The following is a 25,446-nucleotide window of genomic DNA, read 5'->3' as shown; positions in this document are numbered from 1 at the left end:
ACTATCGGCTTAATGCGTTGACCCATTTCTGGGCAGCGTTTTCGAGTATTCCGTACACGGCTTCAAAGGCTTCGCGGCTTTTCTTATAGGGATCCGCTATTTCCTGTTGGTTAAGCCAGTGGCCAAATAACATGGTCTTGCCACGTACGGAAGGGTTGATGCGGTTGACCAAATCGACATGTTTCTTTTCCATCACCAGGATCAGATCGTAATCCCGGCACATGCCTGAGGTCAGCTGTTGGGCGACGTGCCCATCCAGTGAGACCCCATGTTGATCGGCCACGCTGCTTGCTGTCCCATCGGCTGCCTCGCCCACCATGGCACCGAGCCCGGCTGAAGCGATTTTTTTATCTGGCAATGCCGATTTGAGTAACCGCTCCCCGGTGGGAGAGCGGCAGATGTTTCCGACACAGACCACTAAGATTGAATTAATCATAATGTTCCCCGGTCATTACCAGTTGTGAATCGTCTGGACGTTACGTGTTGCGTCGTAGAGGCCACTGATGGTTGGGACCAGCTGCGAAATCACGCGGTTCCAACGTGCCAGAGGCGTTGCCGTAACGTAAACGATGTCGTAAGGCTGCAGTTGGAACTCAGAGCCCATGACCATCGCCGAAGCGTCTTTGGTATTCAGCTGATAGATATTCGCAATCTTCTTACGATTGTTGCCTTTGATAGGGCGGATTACGAATACGCCGGTGGCATCGGCCACGGTCTGATCCATCCCCTGAGCAGTGCCCAGCGCTTCCGCCAGCGTCATACCGCTGCGGTCCATTTTCAGGGTGGCAGGCTGTTTCACTTCGCCCATTACAAAGACTTTCAGATCGTCGTTGCGTGGAACGTAGAGAATGTCGCCCGGATAGAGCAGATGGTTCTGGGACAGGTCGCCATTTTGCATCAGCGCCTGCAGTGAGATAGGCATCTCTCGACCGTTGTGCGTCAGCACAACGTTACGCCAGTCGGCCGTAGCAGTCAGACCGCCTGCGGCGTTAATGGCATCAAGGATAGTTAACGGTACGTTAGTGATTGGCTGCTGACCGGAGGTGGTCACTTCGCCCGTCACGTAGGCTTTTTGCGATTTAAATGACGCTACGCTGACATCGACCTGCGGGCTTTCGATGTACTGCGCCAGACGACGAGAAATCTCATCACGCACTTCCTGCACCGTGCGGGTGGCAACGCGAACGCGGCCAATGTACGGATAGAAGATGGTGCCGTCTGAATGTACCCAGTTACCGGTATCGCTCGCGCTGCGGTACTGGCCAGCTGGCGTAGTCAGTTCAGGGTGGTCCCACACGGTGACGGTCAATACATCGCCCACACCAATGCGGTATTCATAGTTCTGCAATTCGTTCTGCAGGCTTGGGTTAGGCTGCGCAACGACAGGCGTTGGTCGCATTTGCTCAACCAGACCTGGGGTCATAGGAAAGACGTTGACGTATTTATCAATATCGAAGTCACTATCCTGCTGCTTAATGACATCTTTTCCGCTGGTGGAAAGGTTACTACCCGGAGCGATGGTACATCCGGAAAGAAGTGCTGCCGATACCATCAGGGGTATCAATTTCGTTTTGATTGTGATCATCTGGTTCTTCGCTATCAGTAAATTGATTGATAGTGGCGAGTCCGCCGCTGTGTAGCGTCATGCAAAATGAATAAGGTGAAGCAACTGTTCAAGCACTGTAACTGTCAGTCATTATCTTTAACTCCCTATCCTTTTTTATGTCTTGCCGGATTGATTAAAGCCGACGCTTAACATTCATCAAAAAAAAGTTTGTTTAGCTCGCAAGTCAATGACAGTTAGCAGTCAAAAGACACTCTTTAATACCGGGACGAGCCGACAACGCCCGCCCCGTTTTGACGGGACGACGCCCCTGTCAATAAGCCCCATCACGTTTCAAAACCACACCAACCGTTTTGAAAAGAATGGCGATATCGTTCCACAGTGACCAGTTTTTTACGTACCAGGAGTCAAAGTAAACACGAGTTTCGTAATCAACATCATTACGGCCACTCACCTGCCACAAGCCGGTCATGCCAGGTTTCGCCATAAAGTAGTAATCCACATCACCCGCGTAACGCTCCAGCTCATCTTCAATGACCGGACGCGGACCCACCAGACTCATTTCACCGCGAACCACATTCCACAACTGCGGCAGTTCATCAAGGCTGGTTTTACGAATAAAGTGACCAATACGCGTAATACGCGGGTCGTTTTTCAGTTTGAAGTCTTTATCCCACTCGGCCCGGGCAATCGGGTCGGTGCGCAGCACTTCCTCCAGCACTTCTTTGGAGTTAACGCACATAGAGCGGAACTTAAGGCATTTGAATTTACGGCCGTTCATACCTACACGTTCGTGACCATAAATCGGGTTGCCGCCATCGCGCGCTACCATAAAGATCAGTACCGCCAGCGCAGGCATTAACATGGTGATGATGCCCAGCGCACCGATAATGTCGAACGCGCGTTTCACGATGCGTGAGGTGCGCTTTGCCAGGTTATTACTGACGCGCAGGATCATCACTTCGTGGCTGAAGATATATGCCATATCCGTGCCATATAGCGGAACGCCGCGTAATGAAGGTATCACGGAAACGGAACGGCAGTTATGTTTCGCCAGATTTTTCAGCCACAAATCGCGGAACTGACTCTGCTCATATTCAACGGCCACGATAAACTGCGTGTCGCCGTTCACCAGCTGCCACAGCGCATTCTCTTCGCGGACGACAGGAATACCAAATAAGGCTGGGGCTGGCGTACCGCCATCAACATCGTAGAAGGCCACAACATCGAAACCCATCACCTCTTCGCTTTGCAGCGCCAGGTAGGCTTCTTCGGCGTTTTTGCCGCTACCGATAATAATCGTTTGTCTTTTCCACAGACCGTAGTGGTTAAGAATACGCTTCACGATGGCGCGGCCAATTGGAATTAAGATTAACGCCAGAATCCAGGTTGTGACCCAAATCCAACGGGACATTTCCCATTTGGATAATGCGGTAATCGACAGGTCGATCACCGAGAAAATCAGAATAGTTCTGAATATTTCTTTTAACTCAAACCAGAATGGCTTGCGATAAGTATAGTGGCGCTGGCGAACCCAGAACCAAAAGATACAGACCACAGAGAGAATAATGTGTGTCGCTATTTTTAACTGCAGCGCTTGTAGAGAAATATCGCTCAGAAGATTTCCGGGCAATGCATTAATCAACAAGATTGCAATAAACAAAGAGGCATTAAAAAAGACTAAATCTGAAAGTGCCAGTGATAGTTTAATTAACAACCCTTTAAAGGTGAACTCTATATCGCGCATAGTTAACTCTTAATTTTTTCTTCGGAAGCCTGTGATTTATTAATTTCCACCACTGAAAATAATTGCGTGTTTTTTACTCACGTCATTTATTACACAGGAAACGTATTTGGGAGTCGTGTTAAAGGTCATCGTAACTGGCAGAGCGACAAGAGAATTGACATGTAAAATCAACAACAACGGTAGTGACACCCCAGCTTGCCCGCCCATTCCTGGTCTGGCACGCTACCGCCCCTGGCTTGTAGCTGCCAATGCGCTGTAACGCTGCTTTACCTTGTTGTTTTTATCCTGTCCTCTCCGGGCTCAGGCTAACGTGTTTGCCGTCTTAACGTGTTGCTGTTCACATAAAAAGAGATTAAGACGCCGTTACTGCGCAAATTGCGTCATTAACGCAGACATTTACTAACACGTTGCTATACTAGTTATTACTGGCCTGTTTACAAGAGGCTGTCCCTGCCCGCACTGTCTTTTAGGATTAAGACTACCTTTCGTTCCAGTCTATACCTTGCATACACTCTCCCCCTTCTGGATAAAATTCAGATTAATTCGATCTCTTAAGATTAATCCTGAACGGATTGCGTCAGCCGAGAAGTATCACCGAATTTCCGCTCACAACCTATGCGAATAGTCTTGAAAACTCCGGCAGCAAAATACTCCGGATTTATCTTAGTAAATTCATTTGATGATTATCCCGCCAGTGACGATAAACTGAGCTTTCACTTCAGCTGACTCTTCCGATTATTTGTTGAATCGCTGCCGATTCACTATCATCATCTCAACTGTTTCAATCTTTGCAGGTGTGTGCGTAATGTTCGAATGGATCGCCGATCCCTCTATCTGGGCTGGACTGGTCACCCTTATCGTTTTAGAACTGGTCCTGGGGATTGATAATCTTGTCTTTATCGCCATCCTGGCGGAAAAACTCCCCCCTGCCCTGCGCGACAGAGCCCGTGTAACCGGCCTGCTGCTGGCATTAGTGATGCGGTTGCTGCTGCTGGCATCTATCTCCTGGATCTCCTCCCTTATTACGCCGCTTTTCACACTGATCGGGCACCCTTTCAGTGCACGTGACCTGATCATGCTGATTGGCGGGATCTTCTTACTGTTCAAAGCCACCATGGAATTAAACGAGCGGCTGGAAGGCAAGGATGAGGATGAAAACCCACAAAAGCGTGGTGCTAAATTTTGGCCGGTTGTCGCGCAAATAGTGGTCCTGGATGCGGTGTTTTCACTGGACTCGGTGATCACCGCCGTCGGCATGGTGGATCACCTCGCGGTGATGATGGCCGCGGTGATTGTGGCCATCTTCCTGATGCTTCTGGCCAGCAAACCATTAACAAGATTTGTTAATGGACACCCGACGATCGTCATCCTCTGTCTTAGCTTCCTGCTAATGATTGGTTTCAGCCTGGTCGCTGACGGTTTTGGCTATGAAATTCCAAAAGGCTACCTTTATGCCGCGATTGGCTTCTCCATCATCATCGAAGCGCTGAATCAGCTGGCGCAATTTAACCGTCGCCGCTTCCTTTCATCGACCTCGCCATTAAGGAAGAGAACCGCAGAAGCGGTGCTGCGTTTATTACGCGGTAATCATGAACCGGCCGAACTGGACTCGCAGACCTCGGCACTGGTGGCCGACAATATTGAAAGCCAGGCGATTTTCAATAAGCAGGAGCGGATGATGATTGCGCGGGTGCTCGGCATGGGCCAGCGCACGGTCAGCAGCATTATGACCTCGCGCCATGATGTTGAGCATGTGGACCTCAGTGAGTCGCCTGAGAAAATCATGTCACTGCTCGATCTGAATCAACATACGCGCATCGTGGTGACCGATAACAGTGACGATCCGCTTGGCGTGGTGCACGTTATCGACCTGCTGAAACAGTCCCTGCACGGGGACAGTCTGGATATCAGGGCATTGATCCGCCAGCCCCTGGTGTTCCCCGAACAGCTCACCTTACTGCCCGCGCTGGAGCAATTTCGCACCGCACGGACGCATTTCGCCTTTGTGGTGGATGAGTTTGGCTCGGTGGAAGGGGTCGTGACATTGAGTGACGTGATGGAAACCATCGCCGGCAACCTGCCTAATGAAGGTGAAGCGATCGATCCGCGCTACGACATTCAGCAAAATACCGACGGCAGCTGGACGGCTAATGGCCATATGCCGCTGGACGACCTGGTGATGTATCTGGAGTTACCGCTGAATGAGAAGCGGGAATATCACACGCTGGCAGGGTTACTGATGGAGCATATGCAGCGGGTGCCGCAGCAAGGGGAAGAGATTCAGGTGGGGGATTTCCTGTTCCGTACGTTGCAGGTAGACAGCCACCGCGTCCAGAAAGTGCAAATCATTCCGTTGGCGGTGACTGAAGAGCCGGATTACGAAGTCTGAGCAACTTCCCGGCTCCTGCTACATGTCTTTAAGCAGTTTCTGTACTGAGCTGTTTTTATCGCTGCTCTTGTTACGATCCGACCACTGCTGTAGCCGTTTTTTCGCTTCATCCTGCAGCTGCTGGCGCAGCACCTGGTCGACCTGTAATGAGTAGTTCAGCCCAGACCACGGCCCGTAAATGCGCAATGGCACCGGCGTCGACTGCAGGCGTTTCACCAGCTCATCATCGCCCTGCCAGCCATTCGTCACCGTTACACCGAAGGTCATGTCCGCCTGCTGGCTCGCCAGGTTGACCTGCCCTTTGCCGCTGTAATCCAGCATCGAGGAGTGTCCCTGCAATCCAGGGAAGGTCAGTAAGCCGTTATTGAGCGAGGCGTTACCTTTAATCTGCTGCAGATTGTTTTCCTTCGCCGCATCGGCCGGCCCACGAACCCGATTACTGTTTCTTTCTACCGCGCGCTGGATCATCTGCTGGAAGTTAAGCCCGGCCATCTGGGCATTATCCAGCGTCAGCTCAGCGTTACCCTGCCAGGCCTGCTTAAAGGAAGGCACCGTCAGGCCAGAGCCGCTGAAGTTTCCGGCCAGCGACAGATCGCCGCTAAGGGAAGCTGGCAGAGCAAAGGCTTTCAGCAGCGGTGCCACGGCAATGTTTTTTAACGTCGGCTGCAACTTAACCATCGTCTCAGCCGTGCGCACATCAATACTGCCTGGCAGAGAGAAGTCACCGCTGCCGGCTTTACCGCTTAAGGTCGCCAGATTCAGCAAGCCACCTTTACTCGACGCACGCAGATTAACCTGATCGAAATCCATGCCCCGCCAGCGCATTTTATCGACCGTTAGCGCAACGTTGCCGTCCATCGCATTGAGCGGCGAATTAGCATTATCATGCTCAACCGGGCGGGAAATGACCGGGCCAGGGCCCGAACGTTGCGCCTGGACCGTCTGGCCACCGTCGGCACTGTCCGGCTCCAGACCCAATAAGGAGTCCATATTGAGCAACGGTGAGTGCAGGTCGACATTCAGCTGCGGACGGGCGCCGAGCATGCCGCTGGCGCTGCCATCAAGCTGGCTGTCATTGGCGGTCAGTGAGAGATTTTTCAGGCTAAAGGCCTGATTATCTCCCGCCCACTCGGCCTGCATTTTCATCTGCCCTTTCAGCCCGTCTTTCGGCAGGTCGGCACCGGTCATCTGGTAATCCAGCTGATTAATGGCGGCGGTGAGATGCTGAGGATAGCGGCTGACGTCCAGATCGCTGTTGAGGTTGAGCAGCAGTTCGCGCTGATCGCGATTGATACGGCTGCTCAGCTCAATGTGCGCCTGACGCTTACTGTCCTGGGATAGCTGAAGGTTGAGATCACGAAGATTGAGCTGCTCGCCGTTATCCTGTTGCCAGATCAGCAAACTGTCGGCAATGCGCAGTTCGGCAATATCAAACTTCCAGCCATGGGTCACGCCTTCGTCCGGGTTGTTCCCCGCCGGGCCGACGGGCGCATTAGCCGGACGTTGCGCTTCGCTGTCCGGGGTGAGATTGAACACCGCCCCTTTCAGCATCACCTGCTTCACCGACAGCTGGTGAGAAATAAGCGGAAGAAGACTGACATCAAGACGCATGTTGCTGGCGCTGACCACCGGCTGTTTGGCACCCGGCGCGGTCAGCGTCATCTGACCGGAAAGAATGCTCAGCTGCGGCCAGACATGCCAGCGCAGATCGCCATTGAGCGCTAAACGGTAGCCGCTGCGCTGCTCAACCTGCTGAGCCATGTAACCGCGAAAATCGTTGGGATTAACCAATAACACCAGCGCAGTCATTCCGGCCACAATTACCACCAGCAAAATAGCCAGCGTGGTAATAAATCGTCTCATGCCTTCCCCTTATTCCCGTCACGGTTACCCAGTGGCAAGACGCTGACGGGCCAGATTATTCTAATCTTTGTCGATCCTGCTGGCATCCGCGCCCTGCTGCCCTTTGTATTTGGCATCGGTGCGGCGGTTATACGGCCGCGCAGCCGGGCCGGACAGCGGTTCAAAACTCAGTGCGCCGATCAGCATACCCGGACGCAGTGCCAGAGGCAGCTTACCTGAATTATAGAACTCCAGCACAATTCGGCCCTGCCAGCCCGGATCGATGCGGTGAGCCGTGACGTGAACCATCAGCCCAAGACGCGCCAGTGAGGAGCGTCCGTCCAGCCAGCCTACCAGATTATCCGGCAGCGTGACCGACTCCAGCGTCACGGCCAGCGCCAGTTCGCCCGGATGCAGGAAGAACGCCTCGCCTTCCGGCAGGACAATCTCGTCACTCATCACGCGATCCAGCGCCGCACTGACTTCATCCTTTGGACCACTGAGATCGATAAAGGCCGCGGTGTGCCCGCGGAAGGTTCTGAACTGATTCCCCAGACGCACATCAACGGTCGCACCGTTAATGCGTTCGACCGGTGGACGTGGGGTGATCTCCAGCTGGCCATTGTCCAGCCAGGCTTCAATATCGCGGTCGCATAATCTCATGGATAAAATTCCCTGTCGGCTATTCGAAGAATTGATTGATCTTGGCCTTCAGAATATCGATGGCGATGCGGTTTTTTCCGCCGCGAGGCACGATAATGTCAGCATACTGTTTGGAAGGTTCGATGAACTGCAGGAACATCGGACGAACGGTTTTCTGATATTGCGCCATGACCGAATCCATCGAGCGGCCACGTTCATTCACATCGCGCTTCATACGCCGCATCAGGCAGATATCCAGCGGCGTATCGACGAAGATAGAGAAGTTCATCTCCTGGCGCAGACGGGCGTCGGTCAGCAGCAGGATCCCTTCCAGGATGATGACTTTTTTTGGCTTCAGCTGAACAGTCTGTGCAGTACGGGTATGATCAACATAGCTGTATACTGGCAGGTCTATCGCTTCACCGGCTTTCAGCTTCTGCAGATGTTGCAGCAGCAGACTATGATCCATCGCGCTGGGGTGATCGTAGTTGGTTTTGACCCGCTCATCCATGGTCAGATGGCTTTGGTCTTTGTAATACGCATCCTCGGGGATAACGCCAATATTTTCATCACCCACACGTTCGCGCACTTCGCGATACAGTGTGCTGGCGATAAGACTTTTTCCCGAGGCAGATGCGCCGGCGATACCTACGATGACGCACTGGTGCGACTTGTCAGTCATAAAATTAAAGACCTGATTACTGGTTGTCTGAGACAAAGGAGAGGACGATTTCGCGCGTAATTATAAGGATTTCGGGGGTTTGATGCCAGAGAAAAGCGCGGAAATGCTTTTAGGACTTTCCCGTTAGCCGTGCCTGGCAATGCCCGTTAAACTGGTAACAATGAGACCAAGCTCACATTTTAAGCCGGGCAGCTTTCGCCAGGCGTGAAGTGCATAATCAATAAGTTATCTGTATACCGCCCCTGCTCACGCTGGCCCGGCTCGGTAACACAGTAAGAAGGAAACACGGTGTCCTGGCATATTTTGCATATTTTGACTTATTTCGGCGACAGCATGCTGTTGATCCCCACGGCGGTCATTATGGCCATTCTGATTACCTGGAAAAACAGCGACCGTCGCGCCGTCTGGTATTGGGCGCTGGCTTTTTGCGCCGCGGGTGCCATCGTCAGCCTGTCTAAAATCGCCTTCCTCGGATACGGCATTGGCAGCGCACGCTTTAATTTCACCGGCTTCAGCGGCCACAGCGCCATGTCCGCCACCCTGTGGCCGGTCATGCTGTGGTTACTCAGCGGTCGTCTTAAGCCGGCCTGGCGCACCTGCGCGGTGGTGGTGGGTTACCTGATCCCGCTGATGGTCGGCGCCTCCCGTCTGGTGCTGAACTACCACTCCACCAGCGAAGTGGTTGCCGGTCTGATCCTCGGCTTTACCTTGAGCACCGCGTTCCTGGTCAGCCAGCGTCGTTCGGAGCTGCAGGGATTTTCCGCCACCCAGCTGTGCATCGCGCTGTTGTTGCCACTGCTGCTGATGAGTCACGGCCGCCTGGCGACCACCCAGCAATTCCTGCAGCGCTTTTCGGTGCAGCTTTCCGGTATCGACCATGCCTGGACCCGCGCTGAGTTGCTCAAACTCCGTCAGTAATCCCACCATTAAGCGGAATCGGGCGAAAAAATGCAGGTCAATCGCCCGAATACCGCTATCTTTTGAATTACCGCAAGCATTCATAAACGGTTATGTTAGCATCGCTGATGTAACGTAGATTGCGCCTTCGGTTGATCTAAACCTCCGGCGCCACGCTGGATTTTTGAATGACGACTGACACCCTTTTTTCTGTAAAGCGCATCACCCTCCGCTGGCCTCAGACCTTCATGCTGGGCGGCCTGAGTTTTGCGTTAACGCTGTTCTGCTTAGAGCTGATTAAAGTCAGTGGCCAGATTTCCCCGCTGTGGTTCTCCACGGCCCTGATGACCATGGTGATCTTTCGCCTGCCTCTTACCTCCCTGCCGCTGGCCTTACTGAGCTGTTTTATCGGCGTTTCCCTCGCCAACTCGCTGGTGATCGGTCCTGGGATCGCCAACGTCAAATATCCGCTGATCAACCTGACCCAGGCAATAATTGGCGGATCGTTACTGCGGGTGATGCTCGATCGCCAGTCGCCGCTTGGCTCCCTGATGAGCTGGAGCAAAATGATGGTGACAGTGGGTATGTTTACCCCGCTGGTGGGCGGCCTGTTGGCGGCCTGGGTGCTCAGCAGCTCTGGGCACAGCAGCTTCCGCTTCTTCTCCACCTGGGTGGTGTCGGAAATGATTGGCATGCTGGCACTGGGCCCGGTTTGCCTGCTGTGGAATAACGATTATTTCCAGCGCGCCCGTCATCAGAATGTGCTGTTTGAAACGCTGCTGACCCTGCTGGTAACGCTGGTGCTCTGTTACTGCTCGCTGCGCTACCTGCCGTGGCCGTTCACCTTTGTGATTGTGGTGCTGTTCTACAGCGCCGTGCGCCTGCCCCGCTTCGAGGCCTTTGTGGTGTTCCTGGCCACGCTGTCGATGATGACGGTAATGCTGGCGTTGGGGTTACTGGATATTCAGCTCAACAGCCGCTGGCCGCTGGCCAGTTCCGTCTGGCTGCCGTTCTTGATGGCGTTGATCCCAAGCCATATGATGGCGCTGGTCATGCACTCCTTCCGTGAAGAGAAAAAGCATATCTCGGAGAGCGAAACGCGTTTTCGCCATGCGATGGAGTTCTCTGCCATTGGTATGGCGCTGGTCTCGCCGGAAGGTAAATGGCTGAAGGTCAATAAATCCCTTTGCAAGCTGCTGGATTATCAGGAAAAAGAGCTGAAGAAGATGGATTTCCAGCAGATCACCCACCCGGAGGATCTTGACGCGGACCTGCTTCAGCTTAACGCGCTGCTGCTGGGCGACATTGAAACCTACAGTATGGAAAAGCGCTATCTGCGTAAGGATCAGCAGATTCTGTGGGCGCGGCTCACCGTGTCGCTGGTGCGGGACAGCGAGCAGCTGCCGCTCTATTTTATCTCGCAGATTGAAGACATCACCGACCTGAAAACCACCGAAGAGGTCAACCGCCGCCTGATGCAGCGCATTACGCTGGCGAATGAAGCGGGCGGCATTGGCGTGTGGGAATGGAGCCTGGTGACCGGCAAAATGAGCTGGGACAAACGTATGTTCCGCATTTATGACCTGCCGGAAAATGGCCAGGCGACCTATCTCACCTGGGCTAACAGCCTGCTGCCCGCCGATCGGCAGCCGGCGATTGATGCCTTCGATACGGCGGTAAAAACCTCCTCACCGATTGATATTGAATTCCGTATTGAAACCGATGACGGCCTTCGTTACATCCGCAGCCAGGCCAATATGGTGCTGGATGAGAAAGGCGATGTGGAACGTATGCTGGGAATTAACCAGGATATCACCGCTATCCGCCAGCTGACCGATGCGCTCTACCAGGAAAAAGAGCGCATGCACATTACGCTGGATGCGATCGGTGAAGGGGTGATCAGTACCGATGAAGAGATGCGGGTCATCTTTATGAATCCGGTCGCCGAAAGCATGACCGGCTGGGCGCAGGAACATGCTGTCGGCAAGCCGCTCAACGATATTCTGCGCATCACCCAGGGCCACAAAGGCCCACAGCTGGAAAGTCTGCTGCTGTGTGAACTGCCGCAAACCAAATCAACGCCGGATTTAGATCAGGAACTGGTGCTGCATAACAGCGCGGGCCGTCAGTACGATATCCACTACAGCATCATGCCGTTGAAAACGCTGGAAGGTGACAACATCGGCAGCGTGATGGTGATACGCGATGTCAGCACCTCGCGCGAAATGATGCGTCGTCTGACCTACAGCGCTTCTCACGATGTGCTGACCAGCCTGCCCAACCGCGTCAGCTTTGAGCAGAGGCTCGACAGCCTGTTGCTCTCACCAAGCCTGTTGCAAAAAGATCATGCGCTGGTGTTTGTCGACCTGGACCGCTTCAAAGCGGTCAATGATACCTCCGGTCATGCCGCCGGCGATGCCTTGCTGCGTGAAATATCTGGCGTGATGCAACGTCATTTGCGCAGCAATGATTTCCTCGCCCGCCTGGGCGGTGATGAGTTTGGCATTCTGTTGCTGGATTGCCCGCAGGATAAGGCGCAGGAAGTGATCGCCCGCATCGTTAACGCGGTGAACGACTACCACTTCTTGTGGGAAGGCCGTCTGCACCGCGTCGGCGCCAGCGCCGGGATCACCTTACTCAATAAGGAAAACCATACGGTCAGCGACGTGTTGGCTCAGGCCGATCTGGCCTGCTACAGCGCCAAGCACAACGGGCGGGGGCAGCTGGCGGTGTACGATCCGGAACGCCTGCGCACCCTCAATCCCTGGCAGCTCAATCACTACGAAGATCAGGCCTAGTGCCGCCACTTTGCGATAAATTGCGCATGGGTTCTTGCTCTCCATGCGGGCCTGGGCTAAAGTCGCCCCCTTTTTTCCAGCTGAGGGGGATAAATGTTTATTGGCTTTGATTACGGGACAGCAAATTGCTCGGTCGCCATTATGAAAGACGGTGTGCCTGCACTGCTGCCGCTGGAGCAAGGTTCTACCTTATTGCCCTCCATGCTTTGTGCTCCGACCCGCGATGCGGTCAGTGAGTGGTTATTCCGCCATCATCAGGTGCCGACACCTGAAGCCGATAACCAGGCCATTTTACGCCGTGCGCTGGCCTTTAACCGCGAAGAAGATATTGAGGTCACCCCCAACAGCGTCCAGTTTGGACTGGCGTCGCTGGCGCAATATATGGCCGATCCGGAAGATGTCTGGTTCGTTAAGTCGCCGAAATCCTTCCTCGGTGCCAACGGGCTAAAGCCGCAGCAGGTGGCGTTCTTCGAGGATCTGGTGTGCGCCATGATGCTGCACATCCGTCAGAAGGCGGAACAGAATCTGAATCAAAGCATCACCCAGGCAGTGATTGGTCGTCCGATCAACTTCCAGGGCCTGGGCGGGGATGAAGCCAACCGTCAGGCGCAGGGTATTCTGGCGCGTGCCGCCAGCCGTGCCGGTTTTAAAGACGTTGAATTCCAGTTTGAGCCGGTTGCCGCAGGCCTGGAGTTTGAAGCGACGCTGAAACAGGAAACGCGGGTGCTGGTGGTCGATATCGGCGGCGGGACCACTGACTGCTCGATGCTGCTGATGGGCCCGGAATGGCATGACAAATCCGATCGCAGTGCCAGCCTGTTAGGGCACAGCGGTTGCCGCGTAGGCGGGAACGATCTGGATATCATGCTGGCCTTTAAGGAGCTGATGCCTCTGCTGGGATTAGGCGGCGCGACGGAAAAAGGCACTGCCCTTCCTGCTCTGCCGTGGTGGAACGCCGTGGCGATTAATGATGTTCCTGCCCAAAGCGATTTCTACGCCACCGCCAGCAAAAAGCTGCTGCTGGATTTGATCCGCGATGCGCGTGAGCCAGAGAAAGTGAAGCGTCTGCTGAAAGTCTGGCAGCAGCGTCTGGGCTATCGCCTGGTGCGCGCGGCTGAGGAGAGCAAAATTGCGCTGTCTGAGCAAGCCAACGTCACCACGCAACTGGCCTTTATTGAGCAGTCGCTGGAGACGGCGATAAGTGTTCAGGGGCTGGAAGCGGCGATTGCGCAGCCGCTGGAGCGGATTCAGGAACAGGTGAAAATGGCGCTGGATGCCAGCGGCACCCGTCCTGATGTGATCTATCTGACCGGCGGTAGCGCCCGTTCACCGGTGCTGCGTCAGGCACTGCAACAGCAGCTGCCGGACATTCCGCTGGCGAGCGGCGATGACTTTGGTTCCGTCACCGCCGGTCTGGCCCGTTGGGCGCAGGTGATGTTCCGCTAAGCTCAGTAGCTGCTGGCTTCTGACAGTTCACGGATGTCGTCGTCGCTCAGTTTGAGCGCGGCGGCTTTCGTTAACTCATCAAGCTGAGTGAGTGAGGTGACGCTGACGATTGGGGCGGTGATACTCGGGCGGGCAATCTGCCAGGCAAGAGCCACCTGCGTCGGAGTTGAACCGGTGGATTCCGCCACCTGATCCAGCGCCTTAATAATGCGTAAGCCGCGCTCGTTCAGATATTTCTCGACCACACCTGCACCACGCTGACTTTTACTGGCATCTTCCGGCTTACGGTATTTCCCGCTGAGGAAACCACTGGCCAGCGAATAATAGTTGATCACCGCCAGGCCATTATCTTTGGCAACCTGCTCAAGACCACTTTCATAGCCTTCACGGTCATAAAGATTGTATTCAGGCTGCAAGGTTTCATAACGCGCGAAGCCATTATCCTCACTGACCTTCAGCGCTTCGCTCAGGCGTTCTGCCGAATAGTTGGAGGCACCAATCGCCCGCACTTTGCCTTCTTTAATTAAGGCATCAAAGGTCGCCAGCGTTTCCTGCAGCGGCGTATCGCTGTCGTCGCGGTGTGCCTGATACAGGTCGATGCTGTCGGCTTGCAAGCGACGCAACGAGTCTTCAATCGCCTGGCGAATGTATTTCGGTGCCAGCCCGGTTTTCCCCGGCCCCATCTCAATCCCAACTTTGGTCGCCAGCACAATTTTGTCGCGTTTGCCGCTCTGCTTCAGCCAGTTACCAATAATGGTTTCAGATTCGCCGCCTTCATTACCCGGCGCCCAACGGGAATACACATCAGCGGTGTCAATGAAATACAGCCCTTTTTCTACCAGCGCATCCAGCAGGGAGAAAGACGTTTTTTGATCGACAGTCCAGCCAAATACGTTGCCACCAAAGGTTAAGGTAGGAACCTGAATGCCGGTGCGGCCCAGTGAACGGTGCTCTGATTGACTCATCATTACTCTCCTGAATATGAATTGTTTCTCACGTGACTTAGAGCGTAGCAAACATCCCCGGCGTCGCTTCGACGATTTGTGGCAAAAGATGTGCGCGACAGGAATACTTACACCAGCTGAACGGTTATCCTTAATTCCTTCACTTTTGCGGTTGATAAACCCGCTAAAATAGAAAAATTCTGGGCCCCGTTTTTGGCCCTCGTGGACACAATTTTTGCACCGGAGAGCTGACACCAAGATGACTGCACAACGCCGTTCCCTCAAAATCTTGCCGATCCTGATTATCGCAGCGGTTGCCGCTGGCGGTTGGTACTGGTGGCACAGCAGCCACAGCAGCGCTGCCCCGGAAAAAACCGCTGACGCTCAGCAGCATAAGGGCGGTGAAGGTAAAGGCGGGGGCCGTCATGGTGGCACTGCCGCATTATCCCCGGTGCAGGCAGCCGAAGCGGTGCGCCAGAGCGTGCCGCAGTATCTTTCCGGACTGGGCACCGTCACCGCCGCCAACACCGTCACGCTGCGCAGCCGGGTCGATGGCGACCTGATGGCGCTGCATTTTACCGAAGGTCAGGAAGTGAAGGCCGGTCAGCTGATTGCCGAAATCGATCCGCGTCCTTATCAAGTCGCCCTCACTCAGGCGCAGGGACAGCTCGCAAAAGACCAGGCCACGCTGGCAAATGCCCGCCGCGATCTGGCCCGCTACGAGAAGCTGGCAAAAACCAATCTGGTCTCGCAGCAGGAAATGGATACCCAGCGCTCGCTGGTCAGCGAAACCCTCGGCACCATTAAAGCCGATGAAGGCAGCGTCGCCAGCGCCCAGTTAAATCTGACTTACAGCCGCGTCACCTCCCCTATCTCTGGCCGCGTCGGACTCAAGCAGGTCGACGTCGGCAACTACATTACCAGCGGCGATACCACCGGCATCGTGGTCATTACCCAAACGCATCCGATCGATCTGGTGTTCAGCCTGCCGGAAAATGACATCAGCACCATCCTGATGGCGCAAAAAGGCGGCCAGCCAATCCCGGTAGAAGCCTGGGACCGCAGCAATAAAAAACTGCTGACCAGCGGCACGTTACTCAGCATGGATAACCAGATTGATGCCACCACCGGCACGGTTAAGCTGAAGGCGCGCTTCGGTAACAACGACGATATGTTGTTCCCCAATCAGTTCGTGAACGCCCGCCTGAAGGTCAACACCCTGGAGGATGCGATTGTGATCCCGGCTGCGGCACTTCAAATGGGCAATGAAGGAAACTTTGTCTGGGTGGTCAACGCAGAGGATAAAGTCAGTAAAAAACTGATCACTACCGGCTTACAGGATAGCCAGAAAGTGGTGGTCACCGCCGGACTGGATGCGGGCGAGCGTGTCGTCACCGACGGCATTGACCGCCTGACCGAAGGCACCAAAGTGGAAGTGGTGGCACCGCAGGCCACGCCGCTGACCTCAGGAAAAAGCGCTCTGCCGTCTAAAGGAGCCAGTTCCTGATGCAGGTTATGCCACCGAGCTCTACCGGCGGCCCGTCCCGCCAGTTTATTCTCCGCCCGGTTGCCACCACGCTATTGATGGTGGCGATCCTGCTGGCCGGTATTTTGGGCTACCGTGCCCTGCCCGTTTCAGCCCTGCCGGAAGTCGACTATCCCACCATTCAGGTCGTGACGCTGTATCCGGGTGCCAGCCCGGATGTGGTCACCTCGTCGATTACCGCCCCGCTTGAACGCCAGTTCGGCCAGATGTCCGGGCTGAAGCAGATGTCTTCGCAGAGTTCCGGCGGCGCGTCGGTGGTCACTTTGCAGTTCCAGCTGACGCTGCCGCTGGATGTGGCCGAGCAGGAAGTGCAGGCCGCCATTAACGCCGCCACCAATTTGCTGCCGTCCGATCTGCCCAATCCGCCGGTTTACAGCAAGGTTAACCCGGCCGATCCGCCGATCATGACCCTTGCCGTCACCACCACCAGCATGCCGATGACCCAGGTTGAGGATATGGTGGAAACGCGGGTCGCGCAGAAAATCTCTCAGGTCTCGGGTGTCGGTCTGGTGACGCTGGCCGGCGGTCAACGCCCTGCGGTGCGGGTCAAGCTCAACGCGCAGGCGCTGGCAGCCCTGAATCTGGACAGTGAAACGGTGCGCACGGCGATCGCGAATGCCAACGTTAACTCCGCCAAAGGTAGCCTTGACGGCCCCGAGCGTTCAATCACGCTGTCGGCCAACGATCAGATGAAATCCGCTGAGGATTACCGTCAGCTGATCGTCGCCTATCAGAACGGCTCAGCCGTGCGGCTGCGCGATGTGGCGACTGTTGAGCAGGGTGCGGAGAACAGCTGGCTCGGCGCATGGGCCAATCGTCAGCCGGCCATTGTGCTGAATATCCAGCGTCAGCCTGGCGCCAACATCATTACCACCGCCGACAGTATTCGCCAGATGCTGCCGTCGCTGACCGCCTCACTGCCAAAATCGGTTGAGGTCAAAGTCCTGACCGATCGCACCACCAATATCCGCGCTTCCGTGCATGACGTGCAGTTTGAGCTGATGCTGGCGATTGCGCTGGTGGTGATGATCATCTATCTGTTCCTGCGTAACGTGCCGGCGACCATCATTCCGGCCGTTGCCGTTCCGCTGTCGCTGGTCGGCACCTTCGCAGTGATTTATTTCCTGGGTTTCTCGATCAACAACCTGACGCTGATGGCGCTGACCATCGCCACCGGCTTTGTGGTGGATGATGCGATCGTGGTGATCGAGAACATCTCCCGTTATATTGAGAAAGGCGAAAAGCCGATGGCCGCGGCGCTAAAAGGCGCGGGCGAAATTGGCTTTACCATCATTTCCCTGACCTTCTCGCTGATTGCAGTGTTAATCCCGCTGCTGTTTATGGGCGATATCGTCGGTCGGCTGTTCCGTGAATTTGCCGTGACGCTGGCGATCTCCATTCTGATTTCCGCCGTGGTGTCGCTGACCCTGACCCCAATGATGTGCGCGCGCATGCTGAGCGTGGAGTCGTTACGCAAACAGAACCGCTTCTCGCGCGCCAGTGAAGCGATGTTTGACCGCATTATTGCCGGTTATGGGCATTTTCTGCGCCGGGTGCTGAATCATCCGTGGATAACCCTAGGCGTGGCGCTGGGCACGCTGGCGATCACCGTGCTGCTGTGGATCACCATTCCGAAAGGCTTCTTCCCGGTGCAGGATAACGGCATCATCCAGGGCACGCTGCAGGCTCCACAATCGGTTTCCTACGCCAATATGGCGCAGCGCCAGCAGCAGGTTGCCTCAATCATCATGAAGGATCCGGCGGTGCAAAGCCTGACCTCTTTCGTCGGCGTCGACGGCACCAACCCGGCGCTGAACAGCGGGCGACTGCAGATCAACCTGAAACCGCTGGATCAGCGTGATGACCGCATTCCGGTGGTGATCGACCGACTTCAGACGGAAATAGCCAAATTGCCCGGCGTGAATCTCTACCTGCAGCCGGTGCAGGATCTCACCATTGATACCACGGTCAGCCGCACGCAATATCAGTTTACCTTGCAGGCCGGTTCGCTCGAATCCCTCAGCCTGTGGGTGCCGAAACTGATTACTGCGCTGTCGACCTTGCCGGAGCTGAAAGATGTCAGCAGCGACTGGCAGGATCAGGGGCTGGAAGCCTATATCAAAGTGGATCGCGATAACGCCAGCCGTCTGGGTATCACCATGGCCGACGTGGATAACGCGCTGTATAACGCCTTTGGCCAGCGTCTGATCTCCACCATTTACACCCAGGCCAATCAGTATCGCGTGGTGCTGGAGCATGACACCTCAGCCACGCCAGGCCTTGCCGCGCTGGATGGCATTCGCCTGAACAGCACCTCTGGCGGCGTGGTACCGTTGAGCGCGATCGCCACCGTTGAGCAGCGTCATGGGGCGTTGAGCATTAACCATCTCGATCAGTTCCCTTCAACCACCTTCTCGTTCAACGTGCGCGACGGTTACTCGCTGGAACAGGCGGTCAATGCCATCAGCAAAACCGAGCAGGATCTGGCAATGCCGTCGGAGATCATGACCGAGTTCCAGGGCAGCACGCTGGCTTTCCAGGCGGCGCTGTCCAGCACCATCTGGCTTATCGTGGCGGCAATCGTGGCGATGTATATCGTCCTTGGCGTGCTGTATGAAAGCTTTATCCACCCGATTACCATTCTGTCTACGCTGCCAACCGCGGGCGTGGGCGCGCTGCTGGCACTGATGCTGAGCGGTCACGAGCTGGATGTGATCGCCATTATCGGCATCATTCTGCTGATAGGTATCGTGAAGAAAAACGCCATCATGATGATCGACTTTGCGCTGGCCGCCGAGCGGGAACAAGGTATGGCGCCGTATGACGCGATTTATCAGGCCTGCCTGCTGCGTTTCCGCCCGATCCTGATGACCACGCTGGCGGCATTACTGGGTGCCTTGCCGCTGATGCTGAGTACCGGCGTCGGTGCAGAGCTGCGCCGTCCGCTGGGCGTGGCGATGGTTGGCGGTCTGGTGGTCAGCCAGGTACTGACGCTGTTTACCACGCCGGTGATTTATCTGCTGTTTGACCGACTGGCTCACGCTACCCGTCGTCGCTTCAGGCAGGAGGAAGCGCAGTGAGGTTTTTCGCGCTGTTTATCCATCGCCCGGTGGCGACGATTCTACTGACCATCGCCATCCTGCTGGCGGGCGTATTGGGGTTCAGACTGCTGCCTGTCGCCCCGCTGCCGCAGGTGGATTTCCCGGTGATCGTCATCAGTGCGTCGCTGCCCGGCGCCTCGCCGGAAACCATGGCGTCGTCAGTGGCCACCCCGCTGGAACGCTCGCTGGGACGTATCGCGGGCGTCAGTGAAATGACCTCCACCAGCTCATTGGGCAGCACCCGCATCATCCTGGTGTTCGATTACGATCGCGATATCAACGGTGCCGCACGGGATGTTCAGGGCGCGATCAACGGCGCGCAAAGCCTGTTGCCTACCGGGATGCCCAGCCGCCCCACCTACCGCAAGGCCAACCCTTCCGACGCCCCGATTATGATTATGGCGCTGACCTCGGACACCTATTCCCAGGGTCAGCTTTATGACTACGCCTCTACGCAACTGGCGCAAAAGCTGTCGCAAATCGACGGTGTGGGTGATGTGACCGTGGGCGGCAGTTCGCTGCCTGCGGTGCGTGTCGACCTCAATCCGCAGGCGCTGTTTAATCAGGGCGTCTCGCTGGATGCGATTCGCGAAACCATCGCCAATGCCAACCAGCGCAGACCGCAGGGCGCGATTGAAGATCATCAGCAGCGCTGGCAACTGAAAACCAACGACGAGCTGCAAAAGGCGGCGGATTATCAGCCGCTGGTGGTGCATTACAATGCCGGCGCGGCAGTGCGTTTGCAGGATGTGGCTAACGTCACCGACTCGGTTCAGGACGTCCGCAACGCCGGGATGTCGAACGCCAAACCGGCAATCCTGTTGCTGATCCGCAAGCTGCCCGAAGCCAATATCATCGATACGGTTGACCGTATCCGCGCCGAAGTGCCTGAACTCAGCAATATCATTCCGGCCTCAATCCATCTGGAAATCGCCCAGGATCGCTCGCCCACAATCCGCGCCTCGCTGGCAGAAGTGGAACAGTCGCTGGCGATCTCGGTCGGGCTGGTGATCCTGGTGGTGTTTGCCTTTTTACGCTCGGGTCGCGCCACGCTTATTCCGGCGGTGGCCGTGCCGGTGTCGCTGATTGGCACCTTTGCCGCCATGTATCTGTGCGGCTTCAGCCTGAATAACCTGTCGTTGATGGCATTGACCGTTGCCACCGGGTTTGTGGTGGATGATGCCATCGTGGTGCTGGAGAACATTTCCCGCCATGTGGAAGCGGGTATGAAGCCGCTGCAGGCCTCGTTACAGGGCGTGCGGGAAGTGGGTTTTACCGTGCTGTCGATGAGCCTGTCGCTGATTGCCGTTTTCCTGCCGTTGCTGATGCTTGGCGGGCTGATTGGCCGCTTCTTTAAGGAATTTGCCGTCACGCTGTCGGTATCAATAGCGATATCGCTGGTGATTTCACTTACCCTGACGCCGATGATGTGCGCCCGGCTGCTGCGCGCGCATCCGCAACGCGAGCAAGGCCGGGTGCGGGGCTTTGGCCGCGTGCTCAACGCCATTCAGCAAGGCTACGGCCGCTCGCTAAACTGGGTGCTCAATCACTCCCGCTGGACGCTGCTGGTGTTTCTCGCCACCATCGGCCTGACGGTTTATCTGTATATCTCCATCCCGAAAACCTTTATGCCCGAGCAGGATACCGGCCGGGTGATGGGCTTTATTCAGGCCGATCAGAGCATTTCGTTCCAGGCGATGCGCGGCAAGCTGGAAGGCTTTATGAAGATTGTCCGCGACGATCCGGCGGTGGAAAGCGTGGTCGGCTTTACCGGCGGCTCGCGCACCAACAGCGGATCGATGTTTATCTCCCTTAAGCCGTTAAGCGAGCGCAGTGAAAATGCGCAGGAAGTGATTGCCCGGCTGCGCATCAAGCTGGCCAAAGAACCTGGCGCGAGTCTGTATCTGATGGCGGTACAGGATCTGCGGGTGGGCGGACGGGAATCGAATGCCGGGTATCAGTACACGCTGCTGTCAGACAATCTCGACGACCTGCGGATCTGGGAGCCGAAAATTCGCGAGGCTTTTGCGGCGCTGCCGGAGCTGGCGGATGTGAACTCCGATCAGCAGGATAAAGGCTCGGAAATGGCGTTGACCTACGATCGTGAAACCATGACCCGACTGGGCATTGACGTGACGGATGCCAATAACCTGCTGAACAATGCCTTCGGCCAGCGGCAGATTTCCACCATTTATCAGCCGCTCAATCAGTACAAAGTGGTAATGGAAGTGGATCCGCGCTACACCCAGGACATCAGCTCGCTGGATTTGATGTACCTGATTAACAACGATGGCAAAGCCATTCCGCTCTCTTACTTTGCCAAATGGCTCCCGGCCAACGCGCCGTTGTCGGTAAATCATCAGGGACTGTCGGCTGCCTCGACCATCTCCTTTAACCTGCCAGAAGGAGTGTCGCTTTCTCAGGCTTCCGATGCCATTGACCGCAGCATGACCACGCTGGGCGTGCCGACCTCGGTGCGGGGCAGCTTTGCCGGTACTGCGCAAGCCTTCGAGCAAAGCCAGAACAGCCAGGTGTGGCTGATTATCGCCGCCATCGCCACGGTGTATATCGTGTTAGGCATCCTGTATGAAAGCTACGTGCATCCGCTGACCATCCTCTCCACGCTGCCCTCCGCAGGTGTGGGCGCGCTGCTGGCGCTGGAACTGTTTAGCGCGCCGTTCAGTCTGATTGCACTGATCGGCATTCTGCTGCTGATCGGTATCGTCAAAAAGAACGCCATCATGATGGTCGATTTTGCGCTGGAGGCGCAGCGTAACGGCAACCTGACCGCCCGCGAGGCGATTTTCCAGGCGAGCCTGCTGCGCTTCAGGCCAATCATGATGACCACGCTGGCGGCGCTGTTAGGTGCCTTGCCGCTGGTGCTGACGTCCGGTGATGGGGCAGAACTGCGCCAGCCGCTGGGGATTACCATTGTCGGCGGGCTGGTGATGAGCCAGCTGTTAACGCTATACACCACGCCGGTGGTTTATCTGTATATGGATAAACTGCGTCGCCGGCCACGTCAGGAACTCGTCCAGTTATGAATACGCTTCCTTCCACCGTGCGCTGGCAACTGTGGATCGTTGCCTTCGGCTTCTTTATGCAGGCGCTGGATACCACCATCGTCAACACTGCCCTGCCCTCGATGGCGGTAAGCCTGAACGAGAACCCGCTGAATATGCATTCGGTGATCGTCTCCTACGTGCTGACGGTGGCGGTGATGCTGCCGGTCAGCGGCTGGCTGGCCGACCGGTTCGGGGTGAGGAACGTGTTCTTCAGCGCCATCATTCTGTTCAGCGTCGGCTCGCTGTTTTGCTCAATGGCCACCTCGCTGGATCAACTGATTATGGCGCGTGTGGTACAGGGCATTGGCGGCGCGATGATGGTGCCGGTCGGCAGGTTGACGGTGATGAAGCTGGTCCCGCGCGAGCAATATATGGCGGCGATGACCTTTGTGACCTTGCCGGGCCAGGTCGGCCCGCTGCTCGGCCCGGCGTTGGGTGGCGTGCTGGTGCAGTACGCCAGCTGGCACTGGATTTTCCTGATCAATATTCCGGTGGGCATCATTGGCGCCATTGCGACCCTGATGCTGATGAAAAATATGAGCCTGCCGCCACGTAAATTCGACTTTCTCGGCTTTATTCTGCTGGCCGCAGGGATGGCAACCTTAACGCTGGCCCTCGACGGCCAACGGGGCTTAGGGGTTTCGCCGCTGTTGCTCTGTCTGTTTATCCTGATTGGCGTGTTCTCATTGCTGTTCTATCTGATGCACGCCCGAGGCAACGAGCGGGCGTTGTTCAGCCTGAAGCTGTTTGATAACCGCATCTATTCCATTGGGCTGTTAGGCAGTTTTACCGGTCGCATCGGTAGCGGCATGCTGCCGTTTATGACGCCGATCTTCCTGCAGGTGGGCATGGGATACACGCCGTTCCATGCCGGGCTGATGATGATCCCGATGGTCCTCGGCAATATGGGGATGAAGCGCATCGTGGTGCAGATCGTTAACCGCTTTGGCTACCGTAACGTGCTGGTGGGCGCCACCATTGGCCTGGCGCTGGTGGTGCTGTTATTCCCGGCGGTGGCATTGATGGGCTGGGATTACCTGCTGCCGGTCGTGCTGTTCCTGCAGGGCATGGTCAATGCCATTCGCTTCTCCTCGATGAATACCCTGACGCTGAAAGAGCTGCCGGACGATCTCGCCAGCAGCGGCAACAGTCTGCTGTCGATGATCATGCAGCTGTCGATGAGTATCGGCGTGACGGTGGCCGGGCTGATGCTGGGGACCTTTGGTCATCAGGCGGTGACTGACAGCGCGGCGGTGCATCAGGCCTTTATTTATACTTATCTGTGCATGGCGGTGGTGATCGTTCTGCCCGCGCTGGTGTTCTGGCGCGTGCCGCTGGATGTCAGTAAAAACGTGGTGTTGAGCCGCAAGAGGAAGTCTTAATGTTTGCAAAATTGCGTATCGGCATCACCGCCAAGCTGTTCGCGGCGATTTTTTCCACCTGCCTGCTGGTGCTGGTCACCATGCACTGGGGCGTGCGGCTGAGCTTTGAGCATGGCTTTATTGATTACATCAAGAAAGGCAACGAGCAGCGGCTGGTGATGCTGAGCGATGCGTTGTCCGATCAGTATGAGCAGCACGGCAACTGGGATTTCCTGCGTCACAATAACAAGCTGGTGTTTCAGATCCTGCATTCGCTGGAGCAAAATCCGGACTCCAACTCTCAGCTTCCGCCGCACGGCTGGCGGACACAGTTTTGGATTATCGATCAGCAATATCACGTGATGATTGGCCCGCGCGGCCCGGTGCCGCCCGAGGGGTCGCGCCGCAATATCACCACCAGCGACGGGCACATTGTCGGTTGGGTGATCGGTTCGCCGCCTGAGCGCCTGACCCGCAGCGCGGATATCAACTTCGATCAGCAGCAGAAGCGCACCAGCTGGATCATCTCGGGGCTGGCGATGCTGCTGGCCGCGCTGGTCACCTGGCTGATGTCGCGGGGCTTGCTTGCGCCGGTTAAGCGGCTGGTGGAAGGCACGCATCAGCTGGCCGCCGGCGACTTTACCAGCCGGGTGCAGGCCAACAGCCGCGATGAACTGGGCCGGCTGGGGCAGGACTTTAACCGGCTGGCCAGTACGCTGGAGAAAAACGAGAGTATGCGCCGCGCCTTTATGGCCGATATCTCTCATGAGCTGCGGACGCCGCTGGCGATCCTGCGCGGTGAACTTGAAGCGATTCAGGACGGCGTGCGCAAGCTGACGCCGGAGTCGATTGTTTCCTTACAGGGAGAAGTCAGTACGCTGACCAAGCTGGTGGACGATGTGCATCAGCTTTCCCTGTCTGATGAAGGTGCCCTCGCTTATCGCAAATGCAAAACGGACCTGGTGCCGCTGGTGGAACTGGTGGCGAGCAACTTCAACGGCCGCTATCAGAGCCATAATCTTTCGCTCGATCTCCGTCTGCCGGAGCAGGCTCCGCTGTTTGGCGATCCCGATCGCCTGATGCAGTTATTTACCAATCTGATGGAAAACAGCCTGCGCTATACCGATGCCGGCGGCGGTCTGACCGTCACGCTGGTGTCACAAGCGGACCAGCAGATCCTGCATTTCGAGGATACCAGTCCGGGGATCACCGACGAGCAGCGGCAGCAAATTTTCGAGCGATTCTTCCGTGCGGAAAGTTCGCGAAATCGTGCCAGCGGCGGCTCCGGGCTAGGGCTGGCTATCTGTCAGAACATCGTTGAAGCTCACGACGGCAGCATTGTTGCGGACCACTCCGATGCCGGAGGACTGAAAATTACGGTACACTTACCCTGCAATACTAACTAAAGAGGTGTGTCACCTC

At 56.0% G+C, this 25,446-nt stretch carries 16 protein-coding genes; 9 read left to right on the top strand and 7 right to left on the bottom strand.

Features of this window, described 5'->3' with window-relative positions; all coding sequences use genetic code 11:
- Position 1 precedes the first annotated feature (1 nt).
- From AC0IXH_RS02345 to wbaP, 3 genes are all read right to left on the bottom strand, one after another.
- Positions 2–436, bottom strand: coding sequence for an arsenate reductase/protein-tyrosine-phosphatase family protein (locus tag AC0IXH_RS02345; RefSeq protein WP_013202958.1), 435 nt, complete (start codon positions 434–436; stop codon positions 2–4).
- Between the two features lie 15 nt (positions 437–451).
- Positions 452–1,585, bottom strand: a complete 1,134-nt coding sequence (locus AC0IXH_RS02340) for a polysaccharide export protein (protein WP_041692064.1) — start codon at positions 1,583–1,585, stop codon at positions 452–454.
- Positions 1,586–1,877: 292 nt separating this feature from the next.
- Complete coding sequence (wbaP, locus tag AC0IXH_RS02335) at positions 1,878–3,311, bottom strand: undecaprenyl-phosphate galactose phosphotransferase WbaP (RefSeq protein WP_013202960.1); 1,434 nt, start codon at positions 3,309–3,311, stop codon at positions 1,878–1,880.
- Between the two features lie 805 nt (positions 3,312–4,116).
- On the opposite strand from wbaP, the gene AC0IXH_RS02330 reads away from it, so the two are divergent.
- Positions 4,117–5,700, top strand: coding sequence for a TerC family protein (locus tag AC0IXH_RS02330; protein ID WP_134824569.1), 1,584 nt, complete (start codon positions 4,117–4,119; stop codon positions 5,698–5,700).
- 18 nt (positions 5,701–5,718) lie between these two features.
- On the opposite strand, the gene asmA is transcribed toward AC0IXH_RS02330, so the two are convergent.
- Genes asmA through udk form a run of 3 tightly spaced genes read right to left on the bottom strand, consistent with a single transcriptional unit; the run spans position 5,719 to position 8,866 of the window.
- Complete coding sequence (asmA, locus tag AC0IXH_RS02325) at positions 5,719–7,563, bottom strand: outer membrane assembly protein AsmA (protein WP_134824570.1); 1,845 nt, start codon at positions 7,561–7,563, stop codon at positions 5,719–5,721.
- A 60-nt stretch (positions 7,564–7,623) separates the two neighbouring features.
- Positions 7,624–8,205 (bottom strand): dCTP deaminase, encoded by a 582-nt coding sequence (dcd, locus tag AC0IXH_RS02320; RefSeq protein ID WP_053144132.1) that lies wholly within the window; start codon positions 8,203–8,205, stop codon positions 7,624–7,626.
- A gap of 19 nt (positions 8,206–8,224) precedes the next feature.
- On the bottom strand, positions 8,225–8,866 hold the full coding sequence (gene udk, locus AC0IXH_RS02315; RefSeq protein ID WP_013202964.1) for a uridine kinase: 642 nt from the start codon (positions 8,864–8,866) through the stop codon (positions 8,225–8,227).
- A 288-nt stretch (positions 8,867–9,154) separates the two neighbouring features.
- Here udk and AC0IXH_RS02310 point away from each other — a divergent pair, with 288 nt between their 5' ends.
- From AC0IXH_RS02310 to yegD, 3 genes are all read left to right on the top strand, one after another.
- The gene (locus AC0IXH_RS02310) at positions 9,155–9,784 is read left to right on the top strand and encodes a phosphatase PAP2 family protein (protein ID WP_242600671.1); all 630 of its coding nucleotides are present in this window, start codon (positions 9,155–9,157) and stop codon (positions 9,782–9,784) included.
- A gap of 167 nt (positions 9,785–9,951) precedes the next feature.
- The gene (locus AC0IXH_RS02305) at positions 9,952–12,561 is read left to right on the top strand and encodes a diguanylate cyclase (RefSeq protein WP_471719879.1); all 2,610 of its coding nucleotides are present in this window, start codon (positions 9,952–9,954) and stop codon (positions 12,559–12,561) included.
- A gap of 93 nt (positions 12,562–12,654) precedes the next feature.
- Complete coding sequence (gene yegD, locus AC0IXH_RS02300; protein WP_151036972.1) at positions 12,655–14,007, top strand: molecular chaperone; 1,353 nt, start codon at positions 12,655–12,657, stop codon at positions 14,005–14,007.
- Positions 14,008–14,009: 2 nt separating this feature from the next.
- On the opposite strand, the gene AC0IXH_RS02295 is transcribed toward yegD, so the two are convergent.
- Positions 14,010–14,972, bottom strand: a complete 963-nt coding sequence (locus AC0IXH_RS02295) for an aldo/keto reductase (protein WP_471721109.1) — start codon at positions 14,970–14,972, stop codon at positions 14,010–14,012.
- Between the two features lie 238 nt (positions 14,973–15,210).
- Between AC0IXH_RS02295 and AC0IXH_RS02290 the strand changes: the two genes are divergently transcribed.
- From AC0IXH_RS02290 to baeS, 5 genes are read left to right on the top strand one after another with little or no spacing between them, the layout of a single operon-like run.
- Positions 15,211–16,458 carry an MdtA/MuxA family multidrug efflux RND transporter periplasmic adaptor subunit gene (locus tag AC0IXH_RS02290; protein ID WP_471719878.1) on the top strand — a complete coding sequence of 416 codons (1,248 nt, stop codon included), beginning with the start codon at positions 15,211–15,213 and terminating at the stop codon, positions 16,456–16,458.
- The gene (locus AC0IXH_RS02285) at positions 16,458–19,577 is read left to right on the top strand and encodes an MdtB/MuxB family multidrug efflux RND transporter permease subunit (protein ID WP_053144143.1); all 3,120 of its coding nucleotides are present in this window, start codon (positions 16,458–16,460) and stop codon (positions 19,575–19,577) included. Before AC0IXH_RS02290 ends, AC0IXH_RS02285 begins: the two co-directional genes overlap by 1 nt.
- Positions 19,574–22,642 carry a multidrug efflux RND transporter permease subunit MdtC gene (gene mdtC / locus AC0IXH_RS02280; RefSeq protein ID WP_471719877.1) on the top strand — a complete coding sequence of 1,023 codons (3,069 nt, stop codon included), beginning with the start codon at positions 19,574–19,576 and terminating at the stop codon, positions 22,640–22,642. The genes AC0IXH_RS02285 and mdtC overlap by 4 nt, the downstream gene beginning before the upstream one ends.
- Entirely contained in the window at positions 22,639–24,045 is a 1,407-nt protein-coding gene (gene mdtD, locus AC0IXH_RS02275; protein ID WP_338574346.1) for an MFS transporter, read from the top strand. Before mdtC ends, mdtD begins: the two co-directional genes overlap by 4 nt.
- Positions 24,045–25,430 (top strand): envelope stress sensor histidine kinase BaeS, encoded by a 1,386-nt coding sequence (baeS, locus tag AC0IXH_RS02270; RefSeq protein WP_471719876.1) that lies wholly within the window; start codon positions 24,045–24,047, stop codon positions 25,428–25,430. The genes mdtD and baeS overlap by 1 nt, the downstream gene beginning before the upstream one ends.
- Positions 25,431–25,446 lie beyond the last annotated feature (16 nt).

This window comes from Erwinia sp. AC075 (assembly GCF_979253995.1).
Note: the sequence above shows the minus strand (reverse complement) of the source record. Positions and strands in the feature narration are given on the sequence as shown.